Raw genomic sequence first — 12,229 nt, forward strand, 5'->3', positions numbered from 1 at the left:
AAAGCCCGGGGGGGGGCAACCGGTGCGGGTTGTTCACCAACCCCCCCGGCTGTGGCCCCGGGGGGGGGGGGGTGGGGGGCGGGGGGGGGGGGGGCGGGCCCGGGGGGGGGGGGGGGGGCCCCCCACGTCGCCGCACCTCGGACGGCGATCCGGGGCGGAGTCGTGGTCCCCCGGGGGGACCCGCGCGCGGCCCCGGGAGGGTCGCGTGGCGTGCGCCCTCGGTACGCCGTCCTGAGCGAAACACCCGGTTCCGTCGCTATCCGAGAATGGCCGAATAGCGCCGGTCGGGCGGGGCGTGGCGAAGCCGCCCGACTATGGCCGGATTGCGTCTGTTCCGCGCCCCGGGCGAGGCAGCGGCGGCGCCAGGGCCGGGCCCCGCAACTCCCGGAAGACCCACTTCCGTTGTGGAGGGCCGGGCGGAGCCGTGGCCAGGCTCTTGCCAGGGGCGCATGCGCATCCGGTGTGCGCCGCCCGTACCCCCTCCAGGGCGCCGTTGTCGTGGCAGCATGTCCCGCGACGGCGTTCCCGTGTCCTGGTACGCCGGTTCGTCCACAGCCTGTGGAGGCGGCGATGCGTTGGTTGGTGGGGTGGAGCAGTATCGCCGCGAGCTTCGGCACCGTGGGCGCGGTCGGCCACCACGGGGATGGGCGCACCGTCCAGCCGGTGGGTTCCCAACTCCTGTGGGGGGACCCGGACCCGCTCTGGGCCGTGGGGGACTGGCGCCCTGACGAGATTCGCATCATCACGGTCGCGACCCCCGAGGGGGCGCCCACCACCCGCCTCGCCGTCCTCGGCTGCTGCGGTGCCACCGACGAACAACTCCGCGTCGGGCTGCTGGCCGCCCGTGGCGGGGCGCTGCGCCATCTCACCGCCTGGTCCGGCAGTTACACGGCCGTCGTGCAGATCGGCCGCCGCATCACCGTCGCCGGAGACCTCGCCGGAGCCCGCCCCGTCTTCCACACACCCTGGGCCAACGGCACCGCCTACGCCACCGCCGCCCTCCCACTCGCCGACCTCATCGAGGCGCAGCTGGACATCGGCCACCTCGCCGCGCTGCTGGCCTGCCCCGAGACGCCGGAGGCGCTGGGCGACGGCACACCGTACGCGGGAGTGAAGCGGATCCCGCCCGGGCACGCGCTGATCCTTCGCGAGGGCTCGCGGGAGATCACCGGGTACGAGGCGGTGGCGTCGCTGGCCGTGGCGGCTGCGCAGACCGACCCGGTGAGCGCCGTCGAAGGCGTGCGGGACGCGCTCGTCGACGCCGTACGGGCACGGCTCACCGCCCCCCGCCACGCTCCGGAGACCATGCCGCCCGACCCCGGGCCTGTTCCCGGCATGGGGCCCGCCGAACGCCGCGCGGCCCGTGGGGCACCCGTGCCCGGCATCGGCGCGGACCTCTCCGGGGGCAGCGCCTCCGCCACGCTCGCCCTGCTGGCCGCGGGGCTGCCCGGGCTGCCGGGCACCGTGCTGGGTCATGGCACGGGGGCGGGCGAACGGCTCCTCGCTGTCACCTTCAACGACCTGTCCACGCAGGGCCGTGAGGACGAACTGGAGCGCGCGAGGGTCATCGCGGCCAACCCCCGCCTGCACCATGTGGTCGTGGCGGCGGGCGAGGAGGCTTTGCCTTACGCGTCCCTGGAGAGCGGCCCGCTCACCGACGAGCCCGCCCCCTCCCTCGTCGTCGCCGAACGCCACCGCCGCCGGCTGGCCGCGGGCAGCGCGGACCACTTCGTCGGCCACGGCGCCCGTCAGGTCCTGGACGCCCACCCGGCGCGGCTCGCCGACCTCCTCATGGACCGGCGCAGACGCCACCTCCTGCGGCCCGTCGCCGCGCTCGCCAGGGCCGAAGGGCCCTCCGCGCACTCCCTGTTCGTGCCGCTGGCCGTCTACCGGGCCGCCCGCAGGCTGGCCCGCACGTCGTACCGCACCGGGCTCGAGACGGCGGCGTCCCTGCTGCCCGACGCCAATCGTGACGCCCCCGACCTCGACACCCCGGCCGACGCCTCGCTCGCCTCCCTCGCCTGGTCCCGGCCGGGACCGGCGGCGCGCTGGCTCACCGGGGAGGCGCTCGCGGAAGTATCGGTTCGCCTCCAGGAGGCGGCCATCCGGCCCGCCTCGGTCCAGCGCCCGGGGGAGGCCAGGGCCCGCGCGGCACTGGCCCGGCACGCAGCCGACCAGCGGATCCTGGAACAGGCCGCGGAGATCCGCAGCCAGCGGCTGCACGCCCCCTACCTCGACAACCAGGTCGTACGGGCCGCCCGCGCCCTCCCGGAATCGCTGCGGGTCCAACCGGGCGCCCGCGCCGCGATCCTGCGCCGGGTCCTCGCGGGCGCCGGTATCCACGACCTGCCGCCCGGCTGGGGCACGCCGTCACAGACCACCTCGAACGCCGCCGGACGCATCGGCCTGCGTGCCGCCCTTCCGGATCTGATCGCCCTCTTCGACGCCCCGCTGCTGGCCGACGCCGGCCTGATCGAGGCACGCGTCGTACGCAAGGCACTGCGCGCTGCCTCGGAGGGCGAGCCGCTCCCTCTGGACGGCCTGGCCGAGCTGGCGTCCACGGAACTCTGGCTCCGCCGCCTGGTCACCCGCCGGGGCACCTGCTGGACCGGCACGGCGGCCCCGAGGCAGCGAGCGGTTGCGGGCGGCGTCGTCCCGGCCCGCCGCACATTGCAGCCCTAGGGGCGCCCACCGGACACAGTGGCCCGGTGCGGTATCTGATCCTGGGCGTCACCGAGGCGCGCGACGTGCGCGGCGTGACCGAGGCGCTGCGCCTGGCCGTGACCTCCGGATGCGCGTGCGCCTTCACCGCCCACCTGGCGGGCGAACGGCCCCCGCTCGGCGGTGGAGGAGCGCGAGGTGGCCGCGGCGGTGGAGCGGCTGCGCGAGGAACTCGGCCCCGGGCGGTACGAGGAGGAGTGCGCCCTGGGGCTCCGACCGACACCCGACGAGGCCTGACCGGGGCCACCGAGGGGCTCAGCCGCAGCTGATCCGCGACTGCGCCCAGTCGGCCAGCGCGACCCCGCCGAGCGGCCCCGAGGGCTCCACGACGAGCCGGATGGCCCCCCGGCCCGCGATGCCGACGCTCACCGGTACGGCAGGCTCACCGCCCCGCAGCACAGGGGACCGCCACAGCTGCGTCCCGTCGTCGGCACGCACGGAGAAACGCACGGCGCCGAGCCCCAGGGTCAGGTCGTCGACCCCGACCATCGCCTCGTAGCGGGTGCACGCCCGGTTGAGCTGGACGGCGACCGAGGAGGTGGAGGGGGCGGTCACCCCGTGGGCGTACGTCGTGGAGGCGATCGACAGCCCGTTGCGCTGCCAGAACACCCCGCTGCTCCGGCCGAGCAGGATCTCGGGACCCGTGTGATCGCCGGTGAGGGAGTACGCCAGCTCGTTGACCTGGTAGACCTCCGGCGCGGGCGGCGGCGGTTCCTTCGGGGCGGAGGGGGACGGGGTCGGGGTGGGCGTGGGGGCCGGCGTCGGCTTCTTCGCAGGGGGAGGCGCCGGTGCCGGTGTCTGCGTGGGAGTCGGCGTCGGGGTGGGCTCCGCGGCGGGCGGTGCCTCCGGCGCCGGTGCGGCGGGCGGGGCCGGCGGCTGCGGGCTCGGTGTCGGCTCCGGCGGGGGAGTGGGGGCGGCGGGCGCCGCGACCGGCGGCCTGGCCACCGGCTTCTCCTCCGGCGCGGGCCGGTCCTCGCCGACCAGGGCCCATACGAGACCGGCGGCGGCCACGGCGGCCACCGCGGCCGCGATACCCGCCTTCAGCGGAGCGCCGATCCCTTCCGAGGCGGCGGCCCCGCCCGCCGTGCCTCCCCCGGCGGACGCACCACCCGTGGCAGCGGCGGCGGCTCCTGCACCGGCCGCCCCCGCCGCGCCGCCCGCCACGATGCCGGCCGCCTTGAGCGAATAGCCCGCGGCGAACCAGCCGATGACGGCGACGGGAAGCAACGCCGGGATGCCGGCGTTCACACGGTCCAGCTCACCGGCGGCGATCCGGCACTTCGCGCACTCGTCCAGATGCTTGCGCAGCCCGCGCTCCGCCCGGGTCCGGAGGCCGCCCCGGGCATGGGCGCCGAGCCTGTCGGCGTACCGGGCGCAGTCGCCGCCGGCTGTCAGCGACTGGCTCACATGGGCCTGCAGATAGGCCTGCTTGAGCCCTTCACGGGCCCGGACGGCCAGCACCGCGGTGGCATTGGCCGTCAGGCCGAAGAGAGGGGCGACCTCGCTCGGCGACTCCTCCTCCACGGTGGTGTGCCACAACACGGCCTGCCAGCGCTCCGGCAGGCTGCGGAACGCCTGCATGGCCATCGACCGGTCCGCCTCGTGCATGGCCAGCACATCGGCGCCGAGATCGAGGGTGTCGGCCTCCGACAGCTCGGCGGAGCGGGTGGCCTGCGCGGCGAACACCGCGAAGTCGTCGACGAGATGCTCGCGCTTCGCGCTCTTGGTCCACGCGGCGGCGGCATGGCGGACCGCCGTCATGAGGTAGGCGCGGACGGCTTCCTCCGGCCCCTTCCCGCCGCGCACCGCCTGCAGTGTCCGGGCGAACACCTCGGCCGTCAGGTCGTCGGCGGTGTGCGCGTCCCGGCAGCACGTACGGGCGTAGCGGCGCACCGCGCCGGAGTGGCGCCGGAAGAGCTCCTCGTACGCCTGGTCGTCGCCGGCACGCATGCCCTGGATCAACTGCGCGTCGGAGGGGCCGAGATCGGCCGACCCGGCGCGTCCCTCGCGCTGCAGAGGGACCGCGTACGCGGCATCGGTCTCCGCGGCGGGCTCCGACGGCGCCCCGCCGTCGGCGGACGCCGGCGGCCACGGACCGGGCAACACCGTGCCGCCCTCCTTGTTCGCGGCGGCGATACCGTCGGACGGTTCTTCCTGCTGCGCTTCACCGCTCATCGCGGAAGCCCCCGTAATACACCTGCGGACCCGAATACCGGGGCAACAGTGCCACAGAGCCGCACGGCGACGAACCCCGGAACGGGAGCAACCACTCGTCCGGGGTGTCTTCCCCATTCCCAGGGGGTGACATGGCCCCGACGGGGAAGGAGCAACGCCCCCCGGCCGCCCAGGTGTCGGCCCACGGGGAGCGCGCCTCACGGTCTGCCGCGCCTGCCGGAGTGGCCGCACGGTGCGCCTACGCACGGTGCGCCTACGCACGGTGCGCCTACGCGCGGCCGCGCCTACGCGGGGGCCGCGCTGGGCACCCCCGTAGGCGCGGGGGGCGCACCCGCGCGCCCGGGCGTCTACGCCGGGCGGGAGCGGAGCCCCTCCAGCAGGATGTCCAGCAGCCTGGCCGAAGCGGCGGCCTGGTGAGCGGGGTCCGGCAGAGCCGGAGCCGCTGTGGCGATGACGAGCAGCACATCGCCCACCGTCACATCGCCCCGCAGCGCACCCGACTCACGGGCCCGGTCCACCAGCCTGCCCACGACCTCGAGCAGCTCGGCCGCCCCGGGATCGTCGTCGAGCCCCTCCTCGCCGGCGGAGTGTCCGCCTACCGCCTGGAAGCCGGGCTGTGCCGCTCCCTGCCGCTGATGCGGGACGCGCGTCTCGCTGTCGGCCGCGCCGGGGCCGGGTATCGCGGCCTCGTCGTGTTCCGTCCCGACGCGCAGCACCTGCGGCGGCAGCAGCCGCCCCGCGCCCGACGCCACCGAGGTGCGCAGGAAGCGGGAGAGCGCCGACCACGGCTCGTCCTCGTGGCCGAGGGCCGAGCGCGCCTGATCGGTCAGCCGCGCCGTCTCCTCCTCGGCTATCCGGCGCACCAGGACGTCCTTGCTCGGGAAACGCCGGTAGACCGTACCGACGCCCACCCGGGCGCGGCGCGCCACGTCCTCCATCGGTGCGCCGTAACCCAGCTCGCCGAACACCTCACGCGCGGCGCGCAGGACGTGTTCGAGATTGCGCTGTGCGTCCACGCGGAGCGGCGCGGAACGGGCCGTGCCGCCCGTCGCTCCTGCCCCCGCGACCGTACCGAGCGCTCCCACGGGGCTCAGCCGCCCGTGGTCCTCACTGGAAGAGGTGACAGCGCTCGGCCCATGCAAATCCTGAATGTGCATAACTTCCCCCGGTTATGACGTCTCCCCCCGGAGACTTCCCCGCCGTATCAGCCGGCGTGTGGACCTGTGTCCGAATCCGACACCCCGACGGGGTACGAACATAGTTGAGCCCGGGTCAATTCAGAAGGGGGTAGTTCCGCACGGAGCGCCCCCCGATCGGAGCAAGGACCGGTTGGACCCTGATTCGACCCCTGCGGACCGGCCCGGCCGCCGTACCTGACCTGCGCAACTCCGGAAACGGGCAGGGACCGGGGGCCGCCCGGTGATCGAAGAGCGCCGGTCACACAATTTGCCGGGCCTGTGGACAAACACCGGACTCCGTTGCGTCATGGGAAGGTGATGGCACCAGATTCCCGGGGGGCACCCCCCGGCACCCGGCCAAGTGTGCGCATTCTCGTCGTCGGCGGCGGCTACGTCGGGATGTACACAGCGCTGCGTCTCCAGCGGAAGCTGCGGCAGAGACTGAAAAGCGGCGAGGCCGAGATCGTGGTGGTCACGCCCGAGCCCTACATGACGTATCAGCCCTTCCTGCCGGAGGCCGCCGCGGGTTCCATCTCGCCGCGCCATGTCGTCGTGCCCCTGCGCCGGGTCCTGAAGAACTGCACGATCGTCATCGGCGAGGCGGAACGCGTCGACCACGCCAAGCGCACCGTGACGGTCACGACGCTCGCCACCGGCGAGGACGGCACCGGCGCCCTCGAGATCCCGTACGACGAGATCGTCCTCGCGCCCGGATCGGTGTCACGCACTCTTCCGGTCCCCGGCCTCGCCGACTTCGGCATCGGCTTCAAGACCGTCGAGGAGGCCATCGGGCTCCGGAACCACGTCATCGAGCAGATGGACATCGCCTCCGCCACCAGGGACCCCGCCATCCGCGACGCGGCGCTCACCTTCGTCTTCGTCGGCGGCGGGTACGCCGGCGTGGAGGCGCTCGCGGAGCTCGAGGACATGGCCCGTTACACCTCGCGGTACTACCACAACATCAAACCCTCGGACCTGCGGTGGATCCTGGTCGAGGCGACCGGGCGGATCCTGCCCGAGGTCGGCGAGGCGATGGGCAAGTACGCCGTCAGGGAGCTGCGCGGCCGCAACATCGACGTACGGCTCGACACCCGTCTGGACAGCTGCGAAGGCCGGGTCGCCGTCCTCAGCGACGGCTCACGCTTCCCCACCCGCACCCTGGTGTGGACCGCGGGCGTCAAACCCGCGCCGATCCTCGCCGCCACCGACCTCCCGCTCACGGAGCGCGGCCGGATCCGCTGCACCACCACGCTCTCGGTCGACGGCGCCGAGCACGCCTGGGCCGCCGGTGACGCGGCAGCCGTCCCGGACCTCACCTCGTCCGAGCCCGGCACGGACACCGCGCCGAACGCCCAGCACGCGGTGCGCCAGGCCAAGGTCCTCGCGGACAACATCGTGGCCACGCTCGCCGGGCGGCCGGCCGAGGACTATCGGCACTCCTACGCGGGGTCCGTCGCCTCGCTCGGCCTGCACAAAGGTGTCGCCCACGTCTACGGGCGCAAGCTCAAGGGCTATCCGGCCTGGCTGATGCACCGCGTCTACCACCTCAGTCGCGTGCCCACGTTCAACCGGAAGGCGCGTGTCCTTGCCGAGTGGACCCTGGCCGGGCTCTTCAAACGAGAGATCGTCTCCCTCGGCTCGCTCGAACACCCGCGCGCGGAGTTCGCCCTCGCGGCCCGGGGACACGCGCACCCGGGACCTCCCGGAGACACCCCGCCGAAGAACGGCAGGCCACCGGACACGTCCGGCTGATCCGCGGTTCCCCGCACGCCGGAACGCCCCGGGAGGGGCCGTAATTCAGCGGATGGACCGACTGCCGTACGGCAACTGTCAGTACGGTCGGTCACACTGGGCGTGTGACCATAGGTGGGCTCACACCTGCACAGAGTTACCCGGCAGGCAGTCACCTACAGTGACCGGCAGCGAAAGACCACCAGCACGAAGAGGCCCGGCCGCGCGTTCCCGGAAGCCGGGCCCCGGCGCCCCGACCCGGCATGTGAGCCGCCAGGGGACCACCGGCCACAGGACCAGCAGAAGAAGCAGCTCGCCCGAGCGGACCAGACCGACACACGAGGCCAGAAATTCCGTGAACTTCACGCGCTGGAGCGCCCGCCTTCCCGGAACGCAGCGTCGAGCCGCCGCGCGGGACGACCACAGTTCCGTCCCCGCCGCCCGCGCCGAGTCCGTACGGCCGAAGACCGCGGTCACTCCACCGGACGACATCTCGGAAACCCCCGGCTCCGCCACAGGTCCCGCCCTGGAAGCCCTGCCGGCACGCGAGCTCCTCGGCAGGCTCCCGGCCCCCGTCGCGCTGCTCCACGGCCCCGAGCACCGCATCACCTACGTCAACCCTGCCTACACCTCGGCCTTCGGCCCACGTCCCTGCGGCGCACCCGCCGCAGAGGCCATGCCGGAGCTGGCCGAGCTCAGCCTGCTGCCCCTCATGGACCAGGTCCTGCGCAGCGGCACTCCGCGTACGGTCAAGTCCCGCAAGGTCCTGGCGGGCAGCTCGTACACGGTGACCTGCACCCCCGTGGCCATGGGTGACCCGGACGGCCCTGACGGGGAGGCGGGCGTCCTCGTCTACGCCACCGATGTCACCGACCACGCCGAGGCGGCGGAGAGACTCCGCGCCAGCGAGCGCCGCCACCGTGAAACCGCCGTCACCCTCCAGCGATCCCTGCTCCCGCAGGACCTCGAACAGCCGGACGATCTGCGCATCGCCGCCACCTATCAGCCGGGCGGCACGGACGCGGCGGTCGGCGGCGACTGGTACGACGTCATCACCCTGGGCGCCGGCCGGACCGCGCTCGTCATCGGCGACGTGATGGGGCGCGGTGTGCGGGCCGCCGCCGTCATGGGCCAGCTGCGCACGGCCGTCCGCGCCTACGCGCGACTCGACCTACCGCCGCACGAGGTGCTCCAGCTCCTCGACGTGCTCGCCTCCGAGATCGACGCCAGCCAGATCGCCACCTGCGCCTACGCCGTCCACGACCCCAACGAGGGACACCTCGTCCACGCCTCCGCCGGCCACCTGCCGATCCTCGTGTGCGACGAGGACGGCACGGTCCACCGCGCCGAGGAACCGACCGGACCGCCGCTCGGCACGGGCGGCTGGGTCCACACCTCGGGGACGATCCCCCTGCCGCCCGGCTCGACGGCGGTGCTCTACACGGACGGTCTGGTCGAACGCCGTAGCGAGGACATCGACGAGGGCGTGGCCGCCCTGGAGCGCGCCCTGTCGGGTGCCAAGGGATCGCCCCAGGTGGTCTGCGACCGGCTCATCCGTTCCCTCGGCGTCACCGCGGAGCACGACGACGACGTGGCCGTCCTCGTGGTCCAGCACCCCGCTCGTACGGGGGCGAGCGCGGAGCTCTTCCACAACGCCTCGCTCGAACTGCTCGGTGGCATCGAGGCCGCTCCCAGGGCCCGCGCCTTCGCCACGGGGGTCCTGGCGTCCTGGCGCTTTCCCGTGGAGCTCTGCGATCTGGGGGTCCTCGCCGCGAGCGAGCTCGTGGCGAACTCCCTCCAGCACGGCACCCCGCCCATGCGCCTCGGCCTGCGCCGGACCGACCGTCGCCTGATCATCGAGGTGACGGACGGGGACGACCACCTGCCACGCCGCCGCCGCGCCGAACCCGCCGACGAGGCGGGACGCGGCATCTCCATCGTGGCGACGATCGCCACGTCCTGGGGCAGTCGCCGCACCCCCGGCGGCGGCAAGGCCGTCTGGTGCGAATTCGCGCTCCCGGACTGACCCCGTCTCAGCGCGCGACGGTGGGCGCGGTGACCGGCTCGCTCTCCGGCAGCGACACGGCGACCACCCTGGACGGCACCGCCGCGAGCGACGGCTTGTCCTGTGCGGGAGTGAGCTGACGGCCCAGCTTGAGCGCCAGCACGGTGATGCCCAGTGAGAACAGCACGAAGGTCACGATGTACGGCCCGGGCAGCGCCGCCCCCATGGGACCGCCCACGGCGGGCCCGACGGCCAGGGCCAACTGCTTCACCAGGGCGAAAGCCGAGTTGTACTGGCCGACCATGGCCTCCGGCGCCAGATCCGCGACGAGCGGAGCCACCGTCGGCGACAGCATCGACTCACCCAGCCCGAAGAGGGCGTACGTCGAGATCATCGCGGCCGTCGCCATGGTCTGGCTGCCGTGCCCGAGACCCGCGTACCCCGCCACGATCCAGGCGAAGGCCCAGATCAGACCGACCCACGCGATGACCCTGCTGCGTCGCCGCCGTTCCACGAGCCGGAGCACGACGAACTGCGCGACGACGATGACCGCGGTGTTGGCGGCCAGTGCGATACCCAGGGTGGACGGGTCGATCCCGGCGGCCTCGGTGCCGTAGGCGGCGAGGCCGGACTCGAACTGTCCGTAGCAGGCGAAGAAGATCACGAAGCCCAGCACGCACAGCTGCACCATGGCCCTGTGCGAGAGCAGCACCCGCAGTCCCGCCTTGGGCGCCGAGCCGTCGGCGGGCACCGCCTCCGCGAGAGAGGGGGAACGCGGCATGCGGACCGTGGCCGCGACGACGCCGAGCACCAGGAACATCGCGGCCTCGATGAGGAACAGCAGGGTGAAGCTCGACGGGCGGTCGACATCCACGAGCTGCCCGCCCACCAGGCCACCGATGCCGAGGCCGAGGTTCTGCAGGAAGAACTGCATCGCGAAGGCACGGGTGCGGGTCGAGGAGCTCGAGCACCACACCAGCATCGTCGCGAGGGCCGGCTGCATGACCGCGGTGCCGGCGCCGAGGACCGCGGCGGAGAGCACGGTGGAGGTCACGCCGTTCGAGACGCCCAGAGCGCAGGCGCCCACGGCGGCCGCGACGGCGGCGACGATCAGCACCGGCAGGGGGCCGCGCCGGTCGATGGCCCGCCCGGTGAACGGCAGTACGGCCAGCGCCGCCATGGCGAAGACGGCCAGCACGACACCTGCCGTACCGGCACCGAGATCCCGCACCTGCGCCACGTAGACGTACAGATACGGGACGGTGAACCCGAGGCCGAACGCGCTCAGCGCGCTCCCCACCTGGATCCGACGCAGCGCTGCACCCATCTCCCTGGTCACACTCACCTACCTCAAGACACGACTTTCCAGAACACGGACTCGTAGACTTTAACACTAAAGTTAGATGCTGAACTCTTCACCTCGAAGGACTTCGAAGGCGATGAAGAGCGTGCGATACTGCCCGCCATGTCTGACACCACCGAGCAGCCCGAGCTCCAGGAGCCGAGCCTCGACGAGCAGATCGCCGCCTACCAGCGCGAGTTCCGGGACCTCGACCCACAGGTCGAGCAGATCGTCTCCGCGCTGGGCAGGCTGAACCGCCGGATGAACGTCGCCTACGGCAGACAGGTCGCCGCTCTCGGCATCAGCAACGCCGAGTGGGAGGTCCTCAAGACCCTGGTCCTCTCCGGCACCCCGTACCGGCTGGGCCCGGGTGAGCTCGCGAAGCGGCTCGGGCTCACCCCCGCCGCGATGACCCATCGCATCGACCGCATGGCCGGCGAAGGCCTGGTCACGCGGGACCGGGACGAGAACAACCGGGTGCGCGTCATCGTGGAGCTCACCGACGAGGGTCGTACGAAGTGGCTCGAGGCGATGCGGATGGCCACCACCTTCGAGGAGGACCTTCTCCAGGACCTGTCGGGCGACGAGCGCGGAGCGCTGGGCGAGATCCTGATCCGACTCCTGCGCCGCGTCGAACACGAACAGCCGGACGCCGGCGGCCGGCTCACCGACCTGGACTGACGGTCAGCGGCGGGACGGAGAGGGGGGCTTGACACGCCTCCCTCGCGTCCGTAAGGTTCTTCGAGTTGTCACGGAGCCCGTACGGTTCAGCGGCAGCCGATCCCGCCGCGAATGCGGCAACCAAACTCAGCACGATCCCCCACCGGGGAGAATTTCGGCATGCCGAAATTCTATTCGAAGGCTCGATTATGAGTCGCCGGGAGAATCCGCTAGAGTTTGAGCGTCGGAACGGCCCAAGGGCCGGGAAGACAAACCCCGCTGACTGGGAATCAGGCCCGAAAGGATCTGATAGAGTCGGACTCGCCGGAAAGGGAAACGCGAAAGCGAAGAACTGGAAAGCGATTGAGCAGGAACCCGCTTCGGCCGGGAATCGGACACGAAAGAGTCTGATAGAGT

General features: G+C 73.0%; 7 protein-coding genes. 4 read left to right on the forward strand and 3 right to left on the reverse strand.

The features are described from left to right. Nucleotides 1-570: 570 nt before the first annotated feature. Nucleotides 571-2,682: an asparagine synthase-related protein gene (locus ACIQM3_RS27025; RefSeq protein ID WP_401628345.1), complete on the forward strand. Its 2,112-nt coding sequence runs from the start codon at nt 571-573 to the stop codon at nt 2,680-2,682. A 294-nt stretch (nt 2,683-2,976) separates the two neighbouring features. Here the strand turns inward: ACIQM3_RS27025 and ACIQM3_RS27030 are convergent, their stop codons facing one another. Then, the gene (locus ACIQM3_RS27030) at nt 2,977-4,896 is read right to left on the reverse strand and encodes a sigma-70 family RNA polymerase sigma factor (RefSeq protein ID WP_401628347.1); all 1,920 of its coding nucleotides are present in this window, start codon (nt 4,894-4,896) and stop codon (nt 2,977-2,979) included. Nucleotides 4,897-5,243: 347 nt separating this feature from the next. Beyond that, nucleotides 5,244-6,053: a TetR/AcrR family transcriptional regulator gene (locus ACIQM3_RS27035; RefSeq protein WP_401628350.1), complete on the reverse strand. Its 810-nt coding sequence runs from the start codon at nt 6,051-6,053 to the stop codon at nt 5,244-5,246. Nucleotides 6,054-6,437: 384 nt separating this feature from the next. Here ACIQM3_RS27035 and ACIQM3_RS27040 point away from each other — a divergent pair, with 384 nt between their 5' ends. Further along, entirely contained in the window at nt 6,438-7,826 is a 1,389-nt protein-coding gene (locus tag ACIQM3_RS27040; RefSeq protein ID WP_393766195.1) for an NAD(P)/FAD-dependent oxidoreductase, read from the forward strand. A gap of 334 nt (nt 7,827-8,160) precedes the next feature. After that, the gene (locus ACIQM3_RS27045) at nt 8,161-9,831 is read left to right on the forward strand and encodes a SpoIIE family protein phosphatase (protein WP_401628352.1); all 1,671 of its coding nucleotides are present in this window, start codon (nt 8,161-8,163) and stop codon (nt 9,829-9,831) included. 7 nt (nt 9,832-9,838) lie between these two features. Here ACIQM3_RS27045 and ACIQM3_RS27050 read toward each other — a convergent pair whose 3' ends face one another. Beyond that, nucleotides 9,839-11,137: an MFS transporter gene (locus tag ACIQM3_RS27050; RefSeq protein ID WP_401628410.1), complete on the reverse strand. Its 1,299-nt coding sequence runs from the start codon at nt 11,135-11,137 to the stop codon at nt 9,839-9,841. A gap of 138 nt (nt 11,138-11,275) precedes the next feature. On the opposite strand from ACIQM3_RS27050, the gene ACIQM3_RS27055 reads away from it, so the two are divergent. Continuing rightward, nucleotides 11,276-11,833, forward strand: coding sequence for a MarR family winged helix-turn-helix transcriptional regulator (locus ACIQM3_RS27055; RefSeq protein WP_099173040.1), 558 nt, complete (start codon nt 11,276-11,278; stop codon nt 11,831-11,833). Nucleotides 11,834-12,229 lie beyond the last annotated feature (396 nt).

It is taken from the genome of Streptomyces sp. NPDC091271 (genome assembly GCF_044757505.1).
In the GTDB taxonomy this organism is placed as follows: domain Bacteria; phylum Actinomycetota; class Actinomycetes; order Streptomycetales; family Streptomycetaceae; genus Streptomyces.

Excerpts from the sequence above, each read along its gene's own strand:
- ACIQM3_RS27025 (WP_401628345.1), top strand. The coding sequence starts at position 571 with ATGCGTTGGTTGGTGGGGTGGAGCAGTATCGCCGCGAGCTTCGGCACC.
- ACIQM3_RS27030 (WP_401628347.1), bottom strand. The coding sequence starts at position 4,896 with ATGAGCGGTGAAGCGCAGCAGGAAGAACCGTCCGACGGTATCGCCGCC.
- ACIQM3_RS27035 (WP_401628350.1), bottom strand. The coding sequence starts at position 6,053 with ATGCACATTCAGGATTTGCATGGGCCGAGCGCTGTCACCTCTTCCAGT.
- ACIQM3_RS27050 (WP_401628410.1), bottom strand. The coding sequence starts at position 11,137 with ATGGGTGCAGCGCTGCGTCGGATCCAGGTGGGGAGCGCGCTGAGCGCG.
- ACIQM3_RS27055 (WP_099173040.1), top strand. The coding sequence starts at position 11,276 with ATGTCTGACACCACCGAGCAGCCCGAGCTCCAGGAGCCGAGCCTCGAC.